This is a genomic window from Leifsonia sp. AG29, assembly GCF_009765225.1.
Taxonomy (GTDB): domain Bacteria; phylum Actinomycetota; class Actinomycetes; order Actinomycetales; family Microbacteriaceae; genus Leifsonia.
This window is the reverse complement of record NZ_VMSF01000001.1, coordinates 1,725,750-1,744,397: the sequence shown is the minus strand read 5'-3', so window position 1 is coordinate 1,744,397 and position 18,648 is coordinate 1,725,750. Positions and strand designations below refer to the sequence as shown.

Below are 18,648 nucleotides of genomic sequence, written 5' to 3'. Positions count from 1 at the left end.
GATGCCGTCAGCAGGGGAGCGGTCGCCGTACCGGCAGGTCCTGGCCGACCGCTTCGACGAGCTGCACCCCCGCCTGCGGGCGTACTTCGACGCCATCCCGCCTGGAGGCGTCGGCCGGGGGCGGGGCGTGTTCGACACGGTCGGCACGCCCCGCCGCTGGGTGCGGCCGCTCCTGGGGCTCTTCGGGCCGGAAGTGATCTTCCCGGTGTGGGAGCGCGACGTGCCGTTCACCGTCGAGAACAGGCCCGCGACGAGGGCGGACGGTTCCCCCGCGGTCGCCGCCGTGAGGGAGTTCGCACTGGCCCGAGGGGCGCGACGCATGGTCGACGAGATCGGCGTCACCTCCGGGACGCTCGACGATCGGCTCGGGCGGCCCGTCCGAGCGGTGGCGACCTTCCGCGCGAGCATCCTGGAGGGAGGACTGCGACTCCGGAGCGAGCGTGTGACGCTCCTGGTCGGCCGGCTCAGGGTTCGCCTGCCGAGGGCGGTCGCGCCTCGAATCGTGCTGACGGAGCGATTCGACGAGGCCGCGGACCGGCAGCGGGTGGCCATCACGGTCACGATGCCGATCGTCGGTAGGGTCTATCAGTATGCGGGGTGGTTCCGCTACGAGGTCGACACGGGGGAGTCGCGGTGACCGGACGGATCGCGCTCGCGGGGGCATCGGGGTTCATCGGACGCTATCTCGCCGAGCACTACCGGTCCCAGGGCGCTGCAGTCCTCCTCGGCGGCCCCCAGGTCGACGGGCGCTGGGTGCCGACCGCATCGCGGCGCGCCGCGGGCACCTTCCACGAGTTCGGCGCCCGCGGAGGCCGTCAGCGGTTCAGCTGGGTGCACCTCGCCGACGTCCTTGGAGCGATCGAGTTCCTCCGCACGCGGCCTGAGCTCGACGGCGCCGTCAATGTGTCGTCGCCGAACCCGGTCGACAGCCGCACTCTGATGGCCACGCTGCGGCGGCTGCTCGGCGTCCGCATCGGCCTCCCGGCCCACCGGTGGATGCTCGAAGTGGGCTCGGCCGCGATCCGCACCGAGACCGAACTCGTGCTGAAGAGCCGCTGGGTGCTGCCGGAACGACTGCTCGACGCCGGCTACCGGTTCGCCTATCCCGACCTGGAGGGCGCGCTCGCCCAGGTGCTCGCCTCCCGCGGGTTGCTGCGCACAACTTCGGCCCGATAGACTGGAACGTCACTTGTGTGACATCCCTATCCGCCTGCCCTGCGCGGACCACAAACAACGCACCATCGCGCCGGGCCTGAATCCTGTCCATTACGGAGCATCCACTACATGACAACCGCAACGACCGACAAGGCACCGAAGCAGGTCGCCGTCAACGACATCGGATCTGCTGAAGACTTTCTTGCCGCGGTCGAAAAGACGCTGAAGTTCTTCAACGACGGAGACCTCATCGAGGGCACCGTCGTCAAGATCGACCGCGACGAGGTCCTCCTCGACGTCGGCTACAAGACCGAGGGCGTTATCCCCTCCCGCGAGCTCTCCATCAAGCACGACGTCGACCCCAGCGAGGTCGTCGAGGTCGGCGACACCGTCGAGGCGCTCGTCCTCCAGAAGGAGGACAAGGAAGGCCGCCTCATCCTGTCCAAGAAGCGCGCGCAGTACGAGCGCGCGTGGGGCGACGTCGAGAAGATCAAGGAGGCCGACGGTGTCGTCACCGGTACGGTCATCGAGGTCGTCAAGGGCGGCCTGATCGTCGACATCGGCCTCCGCGGCTTCCTCCCGGCCTCGCTCATCGAGCTCCGCCGGGTCCGTGACCTCACGCCGTACCTCGGCCAGGAGATCGAGGCGAAGATCCTCGAGCTCGACAAGAACCGCAACAACGTGGTCCTGTCGCGCCGCGCCCTGCTCGAGCAGACCCAGTCCGAGTCCCGCACCACGTTCCTCAACAACCTGCACAAGGGGCAGGTCCGCAAGGGCGTCGTGTCGTCGATCGTCAACTTCGGTGCGTTCGTCGACCTGGGCGGCGTCGACGGTCTCGTCCACGTCTCCGAGCTCTCCTGGAAGCACATCGAGCACGCCTCCGAGGTCGTCGAGGTGGGCCAGGAGGTCACCGTCGAGATCCTCGAGGTCGACCTCGACCGCGAGCGCGTCTCCCTGTCGCTCAAGGCGACGCAGGAGGACCCGTGGCAGGTCTTCGCCCGCACCCACGCGATCGGCCAGGTCGCACCGGGCAAGGTCACGAAGCTCGTCCCGTTCGGCGCGTTCGTCCGCGTCGCGGACGGCATCGAGGGCCTTGTGCACATCTCCGAGCTCTCCGGCAAGCACGTCGAGCTCGCGGAGCAGGTCGTGTCGGTCGGCGACGAGGTCTTCGTCAAGGTCATCGACATCGACCTGGAGCGCCGCCGCATCTCGCTGTCGCTCAAGCAGGCGAACGAGGGCGTCGACCCCGAGGGCACCGAGTTCGACCCGGCGCTCTACGGCATGGTCACCGAGTACGACGAGCAGGGGAACTACAAGTACCCCGAGGGCTTCGACCCGGAGACCAACGAGTGGAAGGAAGGCTTCGAGCAGCAGCGCGAGGAGTGGGAGCAGCAGTACGCTGCGGCCCAGGCGCGCTGGGAGGCGCACAAGCGCCAGGTCGCGAAGGGCCTCGAGGAGGCGGCTGCCGACAGCGGCACCAGCTCGTACTCCTCCGACTCGGGCCAGGGCGGCACGCTCGCCGACGACGAGTCGCTCGCGGCTCTGCGCGAGAAGCTCAGCTCCAACTCCTGAGCACCCCATCTGCGAACGGCCGGCCCTGCGGGGCCGGCCGTTCCGGCTTTAACGGGCGGTGAGCCCATAGGCTGGATGCGTGCAGCTGATCGGACTCACGGGCGGGATCGCCTCCGGCAAGTCGACCATCGCGAGCCGCCTCGGGGAGCACGGAGCCGTCGTCGTCGACGCCGACCGGATCGCCCGGGAGGTCGTCGAGCCCGGCACGCCGGCCCTGGCCGAGATCGCACGCGCCTTCGGTGACGGGGTGATCGCCGCTGACGGCAGCCTCGACCGCGCGGCCCTCGGCGCCATCGTCTTCGCTGATCCCGAGAAGCTGCAGGTTCTCAACAGCATCACGCACCCCGCCGTCCTGAAGGCGTCCACCGAACGGTTCGACGCCGCGCGGGCGGCTGATCCGGACGCGATCGTCGTCTACGACGTGCCGCTGCTCGTCGAGTCCGCGAACGAATACCCCTTCGACCGGGTGGTCGTGGCGCACGCCGACGAGGCGACCCGCATCGATCGGCTGGTCGAGCTCCGGCGCATGGCTCGGGAGGAGGCGGAGCGACGCATCCGCTCGCAGGCCTCGGACGAGCAGCGCCTCGCCGTCGCCGACGTTGTCATCGACACCGGGGGAACGCTCGAGCACACCCTGGCGCAGGTGGACGCGCTGTGGGAGGAGCTCCGGACCCGTCGCTGAGGCCGACGGGCGGCCGGGGTTCGCCCTGAGCGAGAGCCGTCCCCGGTGTCGGTGGTCCTTCCTAGACTGGAGGCATGCTACCCACGCGCTCCGTCCGTCCTTTCGAGGTCGTCAGCGAGTACCAGCCGAGCGGTGACCAACCGCACGCGATCGCCGAACTGGCCGCGCGGATCAACGCGGGCGAGACCGACGTCGTGCTGCTCGGAGCGACCGGAACCGGGAAATCGGCGACCACCGCGTGGCTGATCGAGCAGGTGCAGCGTCCGACGCTGGTGCTCGCGCACAACAAGACACTGGCCGCCCAGCTGGCCAACGAGTTCCGCGAGCTCCTGCCGAACAACGCCGTCGAGTACTTCGTCTCGTACTACGACTACTACCAGCCCGAGGCCTACGTGCCTCAGACCGACACCTTCATCGAGAAGGACTCGTCGATCAACGCCGAGGTCGAGCGGCTCCGCCACTCGACGACCAACTCGCTGCTCAGCCGCCGAGACGTCGTCGTGGTCTCCACCGTGTCATGCATCTACGGCCTCGGCGCCGCCGAGGAGTATCTCGAGGCGATGGTCGCGCTCCAGGTCGGGCAGAACATCGGCCGCGACGCTCTCATCCGCCGGTTCGTCAACATGCAGTACGAGCGCAACGACGTCGACTTTTCCCGCGGCAAGTTCCGGGTGCGCGGCGACACGATCGAGATCATCCCGGTCTATGAAGAGCACGCGGTCCGCATCGAGCTGTTCGGCGACGAGATCGAGGCGCTCTACTCCCTCCACCCGCTGACCGGCGAGGTGCTGGCCAAGCTCGACGCCGTCTCCGTGTTCCCGGCGACCCACTACGCGGCGAGCCCGGCGACCATGCAGCGCGCGATCGTGACGATCCAGGAGGAGCTCCGCGAGCGCCTCCAGGAGCTCGAACGCGAGGGCAAGCTGCTCGAGGCCCAACGCCTGCGGATGCGGACTCAGTTCGACATCGAGATGATGGAGCAGATCGGCTTCTGCTCCGGCATCGAGAACTACTCGCGCCACATCGACGGCCGGGCTCCCGGCGAGGCGCCGCACTGCCTGCTCGACTACTTCCCGGACGACTTCCTCGTCGTCATCGACGAGTCGCACGTCACCGTGCCGCAGATCGGCGCGATGTACGAGGGGGATGCCTCCCGCAAGCGGACCCTGGTCGAGCACGGCTTCCGCCTCCCGAGCGCCCTCGACAACCGGCCACTGCGGTGGAACGAGTTCAAGGAGCGCGTCGGCCAGACCGTGTATCTGTCGGCCACCCCGGGCCAGTACGAGCTCGGCGTCGCCGACGGCATCGTCGAGCAGATCATCCGTCCGACCGGCCTCGTCGATCCGCAGATCGTCGTCAAACCGACCAAGGGCCAGATCGACGACCTCCTCGAGGAGATCCGCCTCCGTGTGGAGCGTGACGAGCGCGTGCTCGTGACGACGCTCACCAAGAAGATGGCCGAGGAGCTCACCGACTTCCTCGCCGAGGCCGGGGTCAAGGTGCGGTACCTCCATTCCGACGTCGACACCCTGCGGCGCGTGGAGCTCCTCACCGAGCTGCGCGCCGGCCTCTACGACGTCCTCGTGGGCATCAACCTCCTTCGCGAAGGCCTCGACCTGCCCGAGGTGTCGCTCGTCGCCATCCTCGACGCCGACAAGGAGGGATTCCTCCGCTCCTCGACCTCGCTGATCCAGACGATCGGCCGTGCCGCGCGCAACGTCTCCGGCGAGGTTCACATGTACGCCGACGTGCTCACGGACTCGATGAAGAACGCGATCGAAGAGACGAGCCGCCGGCGCGACAAGCAGATCGAGTACAACCGGGTCAACGGCATCGATCCGCAGCCGCTGCGCAAGCGGATCGCCGACATCACCGACGTCCTCGCGCGCGAGGAGGCCGACACCGCCCGCATCCTCGCGGGGCGCGAGCAGAAGCGGAAGAGCCCGACCCCCAACCTGCGGAACGGCGGCATCGCCGCTCAGGGTGCCGCCGAGCTCGAGTCGCTGATCGCCGACCTCAATCAGCAGATGCTGGCCGCCGCGGGCGAGTTGAAGTTCGAGCTCGCGGCCCGGCTGCGAGACGAGCTGTCCGACCTCAAGCGCGACCTGCGCCAGATGGAGAAGGCCGGCCACCTCGGCTAGCGCCGGGGATCCGCGAGGCGCACCGAGCGCTGCCGGGCCGGGGTTACGGTGACTGTGTGGAGAAGACACCGGGCCGGCGACGTGTGACGCTCATCGGGACGGCCGCGCTCGTGATCGTCGCCACGATCGGCATCGCCGTGCAGGGGCAGCCGGAGTTCGGTGCTCCGCGAATGTTCCTGCCGCCCGCTCCGATCAGCACCCTCCCTCCGAGTAACCAGCGGCTCCGGGGCACGCCGTCGCCGGAGCACGCCCAGCGCGAGCTCCGCATCGACCTGTCCTGGCTCCTGCTCGCGCTCATCGTCCTCGCCATCGTGATCGTGCTCGCGCTGATCGTGCGGAGGCTTCGCCGGGCCGCCCTTGCGGCACCGCCTCCGCTCACGGCCCTCACAGACCTGCCTCCGTCTGCCCCGGTCCCGGCGCCCGACCGCGCCCCGGAGCCGGCGCGGGTTCTCCGCGGCCTCGACCTCGCCTCGGCGGAGCTCGCCGCCCACCGCGATCCGCGCACAGCGGTCGAGCGCGCCTGGGTCGGACTGGAGCAGGGCGCAGCCGAATCAGGCGTCCGTCGCCTCGCGGCGGAGACGCCATCGGAATTCACGGCGCGTGTCGTTGCTCGCGTAGCGCCGGACGAGGGCGCCGCGCGGTCCCTTCTCGGGGTCTACCTGCGAGCGCGGTTCTCCGCCGAGCCGATCACGGCGGACGACATCGCGACGGCGACAGCGGCGGTCGACGCGCTCCGCGCCTCCTGGAGCACGAAGGCCACCGGCAGGAGCTCGCGATGAAGGCGACGCGCGCCGCGCTTTCCCGCCGACTCGTCACCAGGCTGGCGCTGTGCGCGGTCTTCGGCGCCGCGGTCGGCGCCTGCGCGTGGTACCTGGGGATGGACGCTGCGCACGCGGCCGGCCTCGGCGCCATCGCACTCGGCCTCACCTCCTGCCTCTCGATGATCGGCGACGCGGCACCCGTGGCTTGGGCTCCCGACCCGGCGCCCGCACGACCCGGATCCCGGCGGGACGTCGTCCAGCTGGGCTGGGCGCTCGGCGCGCGCGGTGGCCGGGTTTCAGCCGAAGGCATGCGCAGGGTCAGATCGCTGGCGGCCCGCGCCCTCGCCGCGCACGGAGTGGACCTCGACGACCCGGCGCACGCCGACACGTTTCAGCGGTTGATCGGGCCCTCCGCGGTGTCCCTCGTCGCACGCGGAGCGCAGGCGCCGCGTACCGTGCAGGTGGAGGCTCTGCTCGCTCGCCTGGAGGAACTCTCCGTCAGCCCTGTCCGCCCCACCGAGGAGTCCCGTCATGGCCGTTGACCCGCCTGTCACCCCGCATCCTCCGGACGGCCACGCGACCGAGCCGCTTCCCGTCGCCGAGGTGGCACGCCTCGGGGCAGCGGTGCTCGATCGCGTCGGCACGGTCGTGGTCGGCATGGTGGAGCCTCTCCGCCTCGCTCTCGCGACGATCCTCTCCGGGGGTCACGTGCTGTTCGACGACGTACCGGGGCTCGGCAAGACTCTGGCTGCCCGCAGCATCGCGTCGGCGGTGGGCCTCGATTTCCGGAGGCTCCAGTGCACTCCCGACCTGCTGCCGTCCGACATCACCGGGTCCTTCGTCTACGTGCCGGCCGTCGCCGACTTCGAGTTCCGCCCGGGCCCCGTCTTCACCGGGCTGTTCCTCGCCGACGAGATCAACCGCACGTCGCCCAAGACGCAGTCGGCCCTGCTCGAGGCGATGGCGGAAGGGCAGGTCTCGGTCGAGGGGCGCAGTTTCCCCCTCCCGCGTCCGTTCCACGTCGTCGCCACGGCGAACCCGATCGAGTCGGAGGGGACCTACGCCCTGCCCGAGGCCCAGCTCGATCGCTTCATGGTGCGGCTCCGCGTCGGCTACCCGGACGCGGCCGGCGAGTCGAGTGTGCTCCAGGCGCGCGTGAGGCGGCGGCATGAGGTCGCCACGGTCGAGCCCGTGACCGATGCCGCGACGCTGCTCGCGATGCAGGCCGGTGTGGAGGCGGTCGATGTGGATCCTGACATCGTCGACTACTGCGTGGCCCTGGCTGCGGCGACGAGGCGGCACCGGTCGGTGGAGGTGGGAGCCTCCCCGCGCGGTTCGCAGGGCCTTCTGCTCGTCGCTCGCGCTCTAGCCGTGCTCGATGCCCGCTCCTACGTGATCCCCGACGACGTGAAGAGGGCGGCGGTCCCGGTGCTGGCGCACCGGCTCACGCTGACCGTCCAGGCGTGGACGACCGGTGTCCAGCCCGAGGACGTCGTGAGAGAGGTCGTGAACGGGGTGGCCGGTCCGCCCGCCGTCGGTCGCCCTGCGGCGACGGACGCGGGGGTCGCCGCTGAGCCGGCCCGGTGAGCACCACGGTCACCCGATGAACGCCCCAGAGACGAGCGGCGCTCGCGCGACGGAGCGCACAGCAGTCGGTGTCCGATGGGCGATGAGCCCCGCACTGGCGGGTGCCGTCGTCGTCGGTCTGGTGTGCGTCGTGGCCGGCTTCGTGCTGAGTCGCGTCGAGCCGGCCTTGGTCGGCGCGCCGCTGCTCATCGCGGCTGCCTTGAGCTGGGACCGGCGGCCGGCCACCGACGCGGTCGAGGTCACCACAGCGGCGGCTGTTCCGCCGGCGTTGGCGCTCTCGGCTACACCGGAAGCCGCCCTCACCGGTGTCGACGTCTCAGTCTCCGCGTCCTCCCGCTCCGATGCCCTCCACCTCCGGCTGACCCGGGCGGGCGCGCCTCCTGTCGATGCCGTGGTCACCCCGCGCGCCGGAGCGGCGCTGCGAATCGACGTCCCGCTCGTGCATTCGGGGCCGCAGCGGCTCCTCGCGGTCCGTGCGAGGCCGGTCGGTGCAGACGCCGGATGGGTGGGGGAGCCGGGGGCGGAGGCGCAGGTCGAGCGCGTGGTGTCCCCGCTGCGGCGGGTGGTGCGGAGCCTCCCGCTGCCCGCGAGGCTCCTCGGCCTCACGGGTCAGCACACCTCCAGCCGGCCGGGCGAGGGCGGGGAGTTCCGAGACATCGACGTGTTCCGGCCGGGCGACCGGCTCCGGCGCATCGACTGGAAGGCGACCGCGAGGGCCGGTCGTCAGGGGGAGCTCTACGTCCGGCGGACGACGGCGACCTCGGACGCCGCGATCCAGCTCGTGATCGACTCGCGCGACGACCTCGGTGCTCCCGTGGGCGACTGGGCGCGCGTCCATCCGCGTCCCGCCGTCTCGTCGCTCGACGTCGCCCGGGAGGCCGCAGCCTCTCTGGCCGCGGCATACGCGCGGAGCGGTGACCGGGTGGGCTTCGACGACCTCGCCGTCCCGGGCCGAGTGGTCCCGCCCCGAGCGGGAGCGCGGCATCGCGAACGCGTGCTTCGCGCCGTCGAGCTGACACGCGCGACCGGCGCGGCGCACGATCGCGTGCGCCCTCCGCGCCTGGCTCCGGGCGCGCTCGTGTACCTGTTCGCGACGTTCCTCGACGATCAGCCCGTGCGGCTCGCGCTCTCCTGGCGCGCGGCCGGGCATCGCGTGATCGCCGTCGACGTCCTGCCGCACCGCGATTCGTCGCAGCTCCCGCTGCGCGAGCGCATCGCACTGCGCGCGATCGAACTGGAGCGGGCGCTGCGCCTCGCACAGCTGGAAGCCTCCGGTGCGGAGCTCGTCCCCTGGGGCGACGCGACCGAGCGGGAGGCGCGGCTCTCGGTGCTCTCGCGGCCGAGGCGACCACGATGAGCGGCCTGGGCGTGACCGTCCCCGGGTGGGCGCTTCGGGCTTTGTTCGTCGCCATCGCGCTGGCTCTGGCGCTGATCGGCACACCGAACGGCCCATGGCAGGCGATCGCCGCCGTCCTCGCGGGGATCTCCGTCGCCGTTCCGCGGTGGCTGACGGCCTGGGTCCTGATCGGCGCGCTCGCGTTCTCCTGCCTCCTCGAGCCGGGCGGCCCCTCGGTGCGGCTGCTCGCCCTGATCGCGGGCGTCCACGCGATGCACGTGCTCGCCTCCTGGGCGCTCGTCACTCCGCTTGTCGCACGCCTGCAGCCCGCCGCGCTCCTCCCGTCGCTCCGCCGGTACCTGGGGGTGCAGGTCGTCGTCCAGCCGGGCACGGTCGCCCTCCTGCTCCTGGCGCGCGGATCCCAGTCCCTCGCGGCGATCGCGTCGGGCGCGGCGGTGGTGGCGCTGGTCGCCGTACTCGCTCCCGTGCTGCTGCGTCGCCGTCCGGACTGAGGGCCGTCGAGCTCCCGGCGCGAACGAATGTCGGTGGTCCCTTCTACACTCCCGAAGGTGGGAGCGCTCTGCCTCAAGACGGGTAGAATCGAACGGATCTTCGAGCGCCTCGCGCGCAGCAGGCCAGGTGCGCGCTGGGCGAACAGCCCCCGGAGCAGACGACGGATAGCGGAGAATGGAACGAGTGAGCAGCAGTCTGAGCGGCAGTCGGGGAAGCATGAGCAAGATCGCGGGTTCCCACCTGAGCGTGCGCGGAGCCCGCGTGCACAATCTGCACAACGTCGACCTCGAGATCCCGCGCGACTCCCTCGTCGTGTTCACGGGACTGTCCGGATCGGGTAAGTCGTCGCTCGCGTTCGACACGATCTTCGCGGAAGGGCAGCGGCGCTACGTCGAGTCCCTGTCGGCGTACGCCCGGCAGTTCCTGGGCCAGGTGGACCGGCCGGATGTCGACTTCATCGAGGGTCTGAGTCCTGCCGTGTCCATCGATCAGAAGTCCACCAACCGCAACCCGCGGTCGACGGTGGGCACGATCACCGAGATCTACGACTACATGCGACTGCTGTGGGCCCGCATCGGGGTGCCGCACTGCCCCGTGTGCGGTGAGCGCATCCAGCGTCAGACCGTGCAGCAGATCGCCGACCAGCTGATGGAGCTCGAACCCGGTACCCGCTACATGGTGGTGAGCCCGGTCGTCTCGCAGAAGAAGGGCGAGTTCGTCGACCTCTTCAAGGAACTCGCGGCGAGCGGGTACTCGCGCGCCCTGGTGGACGGGCAGCAGGTGCAGCTGTCCGAGCCTCCGACGCTCAAGAAGCAGTACAAGCACGACATCTCGGTCGTCGTCGACCGCCTCGTGGCCGGCCCCGACATCCTGGGCCGGCTGACCGACTCGCTCGAGACGGCCCTCGGGCTGACCGACGGGCTCGTGCAGGTCAACTTCGTCGACCGCGAAGGACCGGAGGCGTGGCAGTCGTTCAGCGAGAAGCTCTCGTGCCCCAACGGTCACCCGATCCAGCTGACCGAGATCGAGCCCCGCACCTTCTCGTTCAACGCGCCGTTCGGCGCGTGCCCGGAATGCTCGGGCCTCGGGACCCGCATGGCGGTCGATGAAGACCTGCTGCTCGGCGACGACAGCCTCAGCATCGCCGAGGGCGTCATCGTCCCCTGGACGACGCAGGGCAAAGGACTGTTCCAGTACTACGAGAAGCTCCTCGAGGGCCTCGCCCGCGATCTCAAGTTCTCCCTCAAGACGCCGTGGGGCAAGCTTCCCGCGAACGTCAAGGAGGCCGTCCTGAACGGGGACAACTTCGAGGTCAAGGTCCGCTGGAAGAACCGATACGGCCGCGAGATGTCGTACACCTCCGGTTTCGAGGGAGTGGTCCCGTACATCGAGCGCCAGTACCTGCAGGCCGAGACCGACACGCAGCGCGCCCGCTGGGCCGAGTACCTGCGGGAGGTGCCGTGCCCGGTGTGCAAGGGCAAGCGGCTGAAGCCCGAGGTGCTGGCCGTCCTCGTGCACGGCAAGAGCATCGCCGACGCCTCCGAGCTGAGCCTCAGCGACGCCCGGTCGTTCATGGAGAAGCTGCACCTCACCGAGCGCGAGCAGAAGATCGGCGCCCAGGTCCTCCGCGAGATCAAGATCCGCCTCGACTTCCTCATCCAGGTCGGACTGAGCTACCTCGACCTGTCCCGGGCCGCGGCGACTCTCTCGGGGGGTGAGGCGCAGCGCATCCGCCTGGCGACGCAGATCGGTTCCGGGCTCACCGGCGTGCTCTACGTGCTCGACGAGCCGAGCATCGGTCTGCACCAGCGCGACAACCGCCGCCTCATCGACACGCTCGTCGCGCTGCGCGACCTCGGCAACACGCTCATCGTGGTCGAGCACGACGAGGACACCATCCGCACGGCCGACTGGATCGTCGACATCGGACCGGGCGCCGGTGTCAACGGTGGCCACGTGGTCCACTCCGGTTCGTACGACGAGCTGGTGGCGAACACCGAGTCGCTGACCGGGGACTACCTCGCCGGCCGTCGGGAGATCGCGGTCCCGTCGAAGCGCCGCAAGGTCGACAAGAAGCGCATGATCCGCGTGGTCGATGCGGAGGCGAACAACCTCAAGAAGGTGACGGTCGACTTCCCGCTCGGCACCTTCGTCGCCGTCACGGGCGTGTCCGGGTCGGGCAAGTCCTCGCTCGTGAACGACATCCTCTACCGGGTGCTCGCCAACAAGCTGAACGGCGCCAGGAAGGTCCCCGGCAAGCACCGCACGGTCACCGGCCTCGAGAACCTCGACAAGGTCGTCCACGTCGACCAGGCGCCGATCGGCCGCACCCCGCGGTCGAACCCCGCCACCTACACCGGCGTGTTCGACCGCATCCGCACGCTGTTCGCCGAGACCCCGGAGGCGAAGGCACGCGGGTACCAGCCCGGCCGCTTCAGCTTCAACGTCAAGGGCGGCCGCTGCGAGGCGTGCTCCGGAGACGGCACGATCAAGATCGAGATGAACTTCCTGCCCGACGTCTACGTCGCGTGCGAGGTGTGCGGAGGCGCCCGGTACAACCGGGACACCCTCACGGTCCACTACAAGGGGAAGAACATCGCCGAGGTCCTCGACATGCCGATCAGCGAGGCGGCCGAGTTCTTCAAGCCGATCTCGGCGATCCACCGGTACCTGCAGACGCTGGTCGACGTGGGCCTCGGCTACGTCCGGCTCGGTCAGAGCGCGACAACGCTCTCCGGCGGCGAGGCGCAGCGCGTCAAGCTGGCGACCGAGTTGCAGCGCCGGTCGAACGGGCGGAGCGTCTACGTGCTCGACGAGCCGACCACCGGCCTCCACTTCGAAGACGTCCGCAAGCTCCTCCTGGTGCTCAACGGCCTGCTCGACAAGGGCAACACCGTCATCGTCATCGAGCACAACCTCGACGTGATCAAGTCGGCCGACTGGCTCATCGACATGGGTCCGGAGGGCGGCGCCGGCGGCGGTCAGGTCATCGCCACGGGGACACCCGAGCAGGTCGCCGAGGCGCCGGGCAGCCACACCGGGTACTTCCTCAAGGAGATCCTGCAGGGCGAGAGCGCTCAGGGCGCGGCATAGGGGATGGCCGAGACCGTCAGCTACCGGCCGAAGGCCGGCGAGATCCCCACGCAGCCCGGCGTCTACCGCTTCCGCGACAAGAACCGACGGGTGCTCTACGTCGGCAAGGCCAAGAACCTCCGCTCGCGGCTGAGCAACTACTTCCAGCCGCTCCGCAGCCTCCACGAGCGCACCCGCCGCATGGTCACCACGGCGGCCAGCGTGGAGTGGACGGTCGTCGCGAGCGAGTACGAGGCGCTCCAGCTCGAGTACACCTGGATCAAGGAGTTCAACCCTCCGTTCAACGTCAAGTTCCGGGACGACAAGACCTACCCGTACCTGGCGGTGACGCTGGGGGACCGCATCCCGCGGGTGATGATCACGCGCAATCGCAACATCAAGGACGCCCGCTACTTCGGGCCGTACACGAAGGTCTGGGCGATCCGCGAGACGGTCGACCTGATGCTGAAGGCCTTCCCGGTCCGCAGTTGCTCCGACGGCGTCTACCGCCGCGCCGAGCTGACGGGGAGGCCGTGCCTCCTGGGCGACATCGGCAAGTGCGCGGCCCCCTGCGTCGGCCGGATCTCCCCGGGCGATCACAAGGCTCTCGCGATCGACTTCGCGTCGTTCATGGCCGGCAACGACAGCGGCTACCTGCGCGACCTGAACGAGAAGATGAAGCAGGCCGCCAGCACGATGGACTACGAGGCCGCGGCCCGGCATCGCGACGCGATCCAGGCTCTGGAGGGTGCGCTCGGCAAGACGGCGGTCGTCCTCCCGGAGAACGTCGACGCCGACGTGTTCGGCATCGCCCACGACGAGCTGGCCGCCGCCGTGCAGCAGTTCATCGTGCGCGGCGGCCGGATCCGCGGTGTGCGGAGCTGGGTCGTCGACAAGGAACTCGACATGGAGCTGGGCGAGCTCGTCGAGACCGTGGTCCAGAACGCCTACGAGGGTGCCGACGCTCCGCCGCGCGAGATCCTCGTCCCCGAGCTCCCGGAGGACGCCGCCGAGCTCGAGCAGTGGCTCACGCAGCGCCGGCGAGAGATCTCCGATCCGTCGGCGCCGCGCGGGCGGCTGACCGGCCGCGTGGAGCTCAAGATCGCGCAGCGCGGCGACAAGGCCGCGCTGGCCCAGACCGTGGCGATGAACGCGAAGAACGCGCTCATCCTCTACAAGACCCGGCGCAGCAGCGACTTCGTGGCGCGATCGAAGGCCCTGAACGACATCCAGGACGCGCTCGGCATGGACGAGGCGCCACTGCGCATGGAGTGCTTCGACGTCTCGCACCTGAGCGGCACGAACATCGTCGCGTCGATGGTCGTCTTCGAGGACGGTCTCCCGCGCAAGGATCAGTACCGCCGGTTCAGTATCCCCGAGTCCACGGATGACACCGAGTCGATCTACCAGGTGCTGTCGCGCCGTCTCGCCTATCTCGCCGACGACGGCGCCACGGCATCCGCCGACCCCGGCGCCGCCGGCGATGCGGTCGGCGGGGGAGACGACCCGGTCATCGACGTCTCAGCCGCCGCCGCCGAGGATTCGGCCGAACGACGCCGGAAGAAGTTCTCGTATCCACCGAACCTCCTCATCGTCGACGGCGGCCAGCCGCAGGTCGCTGCCGCCCAGCGGGCGCTCGAGGAGTCCGGCGTGCAGGGGATCCAGCTGGCGGGGATCGCCAAGCGGCTCGAGGAGATCTGGCTGCCCGACTCCGACTTCCCCGTGATCCTCCCGCGGAACAGCGACGCCCTGTTCCTGATCCAGCGGCTGCGCGACGAGGCTCACCGGTTCGCCATCACCTACCAGCGGTCGCGGCGCAAGCGCGACATCACCACCGTCCTCGGCGAGATCCCGGGGCTGGGTCCGGCGCGCGTGAAGGAGCTGCTCAAGCACTTCGGCTCGGTCGCGCAGCTGCGCAAGGCCACGCCCGAGCAGATCGCCGAGGTCCGCGGCGTCGGGAAGACCACGGCCGCCGCCGTCTACGAGCGTCTAGCAGGGGAGGGGGCGCAGCAGGCCGCCGCAGACCCGGCCGATCGCTAGGCTGGGAGGCACACGGCGAGCGGAAGGGCACCGGCGATGACGGACACCGAGCAGCAGGAGGTGCTGATCGTCACCGGCATGTCGGGCGCCGGACGCTCCACCGTGGCGAACGCCCTGGAGGACCTCGACTGGTACGTGGTCGACAATCTGCCGCCGCAGATGCTCCGCCCCCTGATCGAGCTCGCGAACCGGGCCGACTCCGGCCTGCCGCGGATCGCGGCCGTCGTCGACGTCCGCGGCCGGAACTTCTTCGCCGATCTCCGCGACATGATCCAGAGCCTCCGCGAGGGCACAAAGGTCCGGGTGCTGTTCCTCGAGGCGTCCGACGCGGTGCTCGTGCGACGCTTCGAGCAGGTGCGCCGCCCACACCCGCTGCAGGGCAACGGGACGATCCTCGACGGCATCACGGCCGAGCGCGCCCGGCTGCGCGAGATCCGGGAGGCGAGCGACATCATCGTCGACACCTCCGATCTCAACATCCACCAGCTGGCGACCAACATCACGGAGACGTTCGCCACCGAGAACACCGCCGGCGTGCAGATCACGGTGCTGAGCTTCGGGTTCAAGTACGGCCTCCCTCCGGACGCCGACATGGTGGCCGACGCCCGGTTCCTCCCGAATCCGTTCTGGGACCCGGAGCTGCGTCCTTTCACCGGGCTGGACGAGCCGGTGCGCGACTACGTCCTCGGCCAGAACGGCGCGGCGGAGTTCATCGGCGCCTACGTCGCCGCCCTGCGCCCGATCCTCGAGGGCTACCAGCGCGAGAACAAACGGCACGCCACGATCGCGATAGGCTGCACAGGCGGAAAGCACCGGTCCGTCGCGATCGTCGAAGAGCTCGCGTCCCGGTTGAGAGGCTTTCCCGGCGTCGCGGTGAACACGAAGCACCGCGACCTCGGCCGTGAATGACGCCGGCCGCCCGTCTCCACGGCACCACCCTCGCCGTCCGACACAGTAAGGAATCCGATTGGCTCTCACCGCCGACGTCAAAGACGAGCTGACCCAGGTGCAGGTCGGGAAGACCACCGTCCGCGCCGCGGAGCTCGCGACCATCCTCCGCTTCTCGGGCGGGCTGCACCTCATCGGCGGCCGCATCGCCGTCGAGAGCGAGCTCGACACGCCCGAACTGGCGCGCCGCGTGCGCAAGGACCTGGCCGAGCTCTACGGCGTCCGCAGCGAGGTGTCGGTGATCTCCGCGTCCGGTATCCGGCGGACCAGCCAGTACCTCGTCCGCGTGCTGGAGGGAGGCGAGACGCTCGCCCGCCAGACCGGTCTCCTCGACGCCCGCCGCCGTCCGATCCGCGGACTGCCCAACCGGCTCACGACGGGTTCCCGGGAGGAGCTGGCAGCCGTCTGGCGCGGCGCCTTCCTCGCGCACGGCTCGCTCACCGACCCCGGCCGCTCGGCCGCGCTGGAGGTGACCTGTCCCGGCAACGAGGCCGCGATGGCCCTCGTCGGTGCTGCCGGCCGCATCGGCGTCGCCGCCAAGGCCCGGGAGGTACGAGGCGTCCATCGCGTGGTCATCCGCGACGGCGAGCAGATCAGCGCGATGCTCGTCGCGATGGGTGCCGCGAAGACCGTCGCCAACTGGGAGGAGCTGCGCCAGCGCCGCGAGGTCCGCGCGACGGCGAACCGGCTCGTCAACTTCGACGACGCGAACCTCCGACGGTCGGCCCAGGCCGCCGTCGCCGCGTGCGCCCGGGTCGAGCGCGCCCTCGAGATCCTCGGCCCGGAGGTCCCGGAGCATCTCCGGTACGCGGGCGAGCTGCGGCTCGCGCACCGCGATGCCAGCCTCGACGAGCTCGGCCACCACGCCGACCCGCCCATGACGAAGGACGCGGTGGCCGGCCGCATCCGGCGGCTCCTGGCGATGGCGGACAAGCGCGCCGCCGACCTGGGCGTGCCCGGCACGGAGGCGAACCTCCCGTCCGACCTGGACGAGGTGTAAGTTTCGGACGAGGACCCACGGCCGCCCGGAAGCATCCGACGGCCGATCGGGTTGCTTCCAGCGGACTCGACGAGTCGCGCGAATCACAACAACAGTGGAGATGAGTAATGGCCGACTACACGCTGCCTGACCTGCCCTACGACTACTCGGCGCTCGAGCCGAACATCAGCGGCCGGATCATGGAGCTGCATCACGACAAGCACCACAAGACCTACGTCGACGGTGCGAACACCGCCCTCGCGAAGCTCGCGGAGGCGCGCGATGCCGGCGACCTCACGTACGTCAACAAGCTGGAGAAGGACCTCGCCTTCAACCTGGCCGGGCACGTCAACCACACCGTGTTCTGGAACAACCTCTCCCCGGACGGCGGCGACAAGCCGGCCGGCGAGCTCGGCGCGGCGATCGACGAGTTCTTCGGCTCGTTCGACAAGTTCCGCGCGCACTTCACGGCCTCCGCGCTGGGGATCCAGGGATCCGGCTGGTCCATCCTCGCGTGGGACTCGCTGGGGCAGAAGCTCATCATCGAGCAGCTCTACGACCACCAGGGCAACCTCGCCGCGGCGACCGTCCCCCTCCTCATGCTCGACATGTGGGAGCACGCCTTCTACCTCGACTACGTCAATGTGAAGGCCGATTACGTCAAGGCGTTCTGGAACATCACGAACTGGGCGGACGTCGACGCCCGCTTCGTCCGCGCGCGTGAGAAGACCTCGGGTCTGCTGCTACTGTCGTAACCGGATGGCGTCCCGGAGGGACCGCCTCCGGGACGCCGCCGTCCGCTTCACCAATCCAAACGAGCGCCACGGCGCCCATCGAGTAACTGGAGACATCTGTGTCCGTAAAGATCGGAATCAACGGGTTCGGTCGCATTGGTCGGAACTACCTGCGTGCGGCCCTCGCGAAGGGCAGCGACCTCGAGATCGTGGCCGTCAACGACCTGACCGACAACAAGACGCTCGCGCACCTGCTCAAGTACGACTCGATCACGGGCCGGCTGGACGCCACCGTGGAGCTCGACGGAGACAACATCGTCGTCAACGGCAAGCCGATCAAGGTCCTCGCGGAGCGCGACCCCGCCAATCTCGGCTGGGGCGAGCTGGGCGTCGACATCGTCATCGAGTCGACCGGGCGCTTCACCAAGGCCGTCGACGCGAAGAAGCACATCGAGGCCGGCGCGAAGAAGGTCATCATCTCGGCTCCCGCGACCGACGAGGACGCGACGTTCGTCATCGGCGTCAACGAGCACCTCTACGACCCGGAGAAGCACAACATCATCTCCAACGCGTCGTGCACGACGAACTGCCTCGCCCCGCTCGCGAAGGTCTTCAACGACGAGTTCGGCATCGAGCGCGGCCTCATGACGACGGTCCACGCCTACACCGCCGACCAGAACCTCCAGGACGGCCCGCACAGCGACCTCCGCCGCGCCCGCGCCGCCGCGATCAACATCGTCCCGACCTCGACCGGCGCCGCGAAGGCGATCGGCCTGGTGCTCCCGGAGCTCAAGGGCAAGCTCGACGGCTTCGCCCTCCGTGTGCCCGTCCCCACCGGCTCCATCACCGACCTCACGGTCACGGCGTCGCGCCCGGTGACCGCCGACGAGGTGAAGGCCGCGTACAAGAAGGCCGCCGAGGGCCCGCTCAAGGGCATCCTCAAGTACACCGAGGACGAGATCGTGTCCTCCGACATCGTCAGCGACCCGCACTCGTCGATCTTCGACTCCGGTCTGCTCCGCGTCATCGGCGACCAGGTGAAGCTCTCGAGCTGGTACGACAACGAGTGGGGCTACTCCAACCGTCTCGTCGACCTGACCGAGTACGTCGCCGAGCGTCTCTGACGGC

Annotated in this window: 16 protein-coding genes; all 16 read left to right on the top strand. The window is 69.8% G+C overall.

The features are described 5' to 3' along the window. Position 1 precedes the first annotated feature (1 nt). The 16 genes from FPT20_RS08425 to gap all read left to right on the top strand — a co-directional run bounded on the left by FPT20_RS08425 (position 2) and on the right by gap (position 18,644). Positions 2 to 637 (top strand): DUF4166 domain-containing protein, encoded by a 636-nt coding sequence (locus tag FPT20_RS08425; RefSeq protein WP_158864352.1) that lies wholly within the window; start codon positions 2 to 4, stop codon positions 635 to 637. Beyond that, entirely contained in the window at positions 634 to 1,176 is a 543-nt protein-coding gene (locus FPT20_RS08420; RefSeq protein WP_233265445.1) for a DUF1731 domain-containing protein, read from the top strand. Before FPT20_RS08425 ends, FPT20_RS08420 begins: the two co-directional genes overlap by 4 nt. Positions 1,177 to 1,284: 108 nt before the next feature. Further along, positions 1,285 to 2,727: a 30S ribosomal protein S1 gene (gene rpsA / locus FPT20_RS08415; protein ID WP_158864348.1), complete on the top strand. Its 1,443-nt coding sequence runs from the start codon at positions 1,285 to 1,287 to the stop codon at positions 2,725 to 2,727. Positions 2,728 to 2,806: 79 nt separating this feature from the next. After that, entirely contained in the window at positions 2,807 to 3,409 is a 603-nt protein-coding gene (coaE, locus tag FPT20_RS08410; protein ID WP_158864346.1) for a dephospho-CoA kinase, read from the top strand. Positions 3,410 to 3,483: 74 nt separating this feature from the next. Next, complete coding sequence (gene uvrB, locus FPT20_RS08405) at positions 3,484 to 5,550, top strand: excinuclease ABC subunit UvrB (RefSeq protein ID WP_158864344.1); 2,067 nt, start codon at positions 3,484 to 3,486, stop codon at positions 5,548 to 5,550. 56 nt (positions 5,551 to 5,606) lie between these two features. Continuing rightward, entirely contained in the window at positions 5,607 to 6,329 is a 723-nt protein-coding gene (locus FPT20_RS08400) for a DUF4129 domain-containing protein (RefSeq protein ID WP_233265444.1), read from the top strand. After that, positions 6,326 to 6,853, top strand: a complete 528-nt coding sequence (locus FPT20_RS08395) for a hypothetical protein (protein WP_158864342.1) — start codon at positions 6,326 to 6,328, stop codon at positions 6,851 to 6,853. Before FPT20_RS08400 ends, FPT20_RS08395 begins: the two co-directional genes overlap by 4 nt. Then, entirely contained in the window at positions 6,843 to 7,898 is a 1,056-nt protein-coding gene (locus FPT20_RS08390; protein ID WP_158864340.1) for an AAA family ATPase, read from the top strand. Before FPT20_RS08395 ends, FPT20_RS08390 begins: the two co-directional genes overlap by 11 nt. Positions 7,899 to 7,980: 82 nt before the next feature. After that, positions 7,981 to 9,255: a DUF58 domain-containing protein gene (locus FPT20_RS08385; protein ID WP_158864338.1), complete on the top strand. Its 1,275-nt coding sequence runs from the start codon at positions 7,981 to 7,983 to the stop codon at positions 9,253 to 9,255. After that, entirely contained in the window at positions 9,252 to 9,746 is a 495-nt protein-coding gene (locus tag FPT20_RS08380; RefSeq protein ID WP_158864336.1) for a hypothetical protein, read from the top strand. The genes FPT20_RS08385 and FPT20_RS08380 overlap by 4 nt, the downstream gene beginning before the upstream one ends. Before the next feature lie 217 nt (positions 9,747 to 9,963). Continuing rightward, positions 9,964 to 12,840, top strand: coding sequence for an excinuclease ABC subunit UvrA (uvrA, locus tag FPT20_RS08375; RefSeq protein ID WP_158867953.1), 2,877 nt, complete (start codon positions 9,964 to 9,966; stop codon positions 12,838 to 12,840). Positions 12,841 to 12,843: 3 nt separating this feature from the next. After that, a complete protein-coding gene (gene uvrC / locus FPT20_RS08370) occupies positions 12,844 to 14,859 on the top strand; it encodes an excinuclease ABC subunit UvrC (protein WP_158864334.1) in 2,016 nt (671 codons plus the stop codon). Between the two features lie 36 nt (positions 14,860 to 14,895). After that, a complete protein-coding gene (rapZ, locus tag FPT20_RS08365) occupies positions 14,896 to 15,768 on the top strand; it encodes an RNase adapter RapZ (RefSeq protein WP_158864332.1) in 873 nt (290 codons plus the stop codon). A gap of 58 nt (positions 15,769 to 15,826) precedes the next feature. Beyond that, complete coding sequence (whiA, locus tag FPT20_RS08360; RefSeq protein WP_158864331.1) at positions 15,827 to 16,807, top strand: DNA-binding protein WhiA; 981 nt, start codon at positions 15,827 to 15,829, stop codon at positions 16,805 to 16,807. 107 nt (positions 16,808 to 16,914) lie between these two features. Further along, entirely contained in the window at positions 16,915 to 17,541 is a 627-nt protein-coding gene (locus tag FPT20_RS08355; protein ID WP_158864329.1) for a superoxide dismutase, read from the top strand. Positions 17,542 to 17,639: 98 nt separating this feature from the next. Further along, complete coding sequence (gene gap, locus FPT20_RS08350; protein ID WP_158864327.1) at positions 17,640 to 18,644, top strand: type I glyceraldehyde-3-phosphate dehydrogenase; 1,005 nt, start codon at positions 17,640 to 17,642, stop codon at positions 18,642 to 18,644. The last annotated feature ends 4 nt before the right edge of the window (positions 18,645 to 18,648 follow it).

Bases quoted from the DNA above. Each gene is read 5' to 3' on its own strand.
- FPT20_RS08425 (WP_158864352.1), top strand. From the start codon at position 2: ATGCCGTCAGCAGGGGAGCGGTCGCCGTACCGGCAGGTCCTGGCCGAC.
- rpsA (WP_158864348.1), top strand. From the start codon at position 1,285: ATGACAACCGCAACGACCGACAAGGCACCGAAGCAGGTCGCCGTCAAC.
- uvrB (WP_158864344.1), top strand. From the start codon at position 3,484: ATGCTACCCACGCGCTCCGTCCGTCCTTTCGAGGTCGTCAGCGAGTAC.
- FPT20_RS08395 (WP_158864342.1), top strand. From the start codon at position 6,326: ATGAAGGCGACGCGCGCCGCGCTTTCCCGCCGACTCGTCACCAGGCTG.
- FPT20_RS08390 (WP_158864340.1), top strand. From the start codon at position 6,843: ATGGCCGTTGACCCGCCTGTCACCCCGCATCCTCCGGACGGCCACGCG.
- FPT20_RS08385 (WP_158864338.1), top strand. From the start codon at position 7,981: ATGAGCCCCGCACTGGCGGGTGCCGTCGTCGTCGGTCTGGTGTGCGTC.
- FPT20_RS08380 (WP_158864336.1), top strand. From the start codon at position 9,252: ATGAGCGGCCTGGGCGTGACCGTCCCCGGGTGGGCGCTTCGGGCTTTG.
- uvrA (WP_158867953.1), top strand. From the start codon at position 9,964: ATGAGCAAGATCGCGGGTTCCCACCTGAGCGTGCGCGGAGCCCGCGTG.
- uvrC (WP_158864334.1), top strand. From the start codon at position 12,844: ATGGCCGAGACCGTCAGCTACCGGCCGAAGGCCGGCGAGATCCCCACG.
- rapZ (WP_158864332.1), top strand. From the start codon at position 14,896: ATGACGGACACCGAGCAGCAGGAGGTGCTGATCGTCACCGGCATGTCG.
- FPT20_RS08355 (WP_158864329.1), top strand. From the start codon at position 16,915: ATGGCCGACTACACGCTGCCTGACCTGCCCTACGACTACTCGGCGCTC.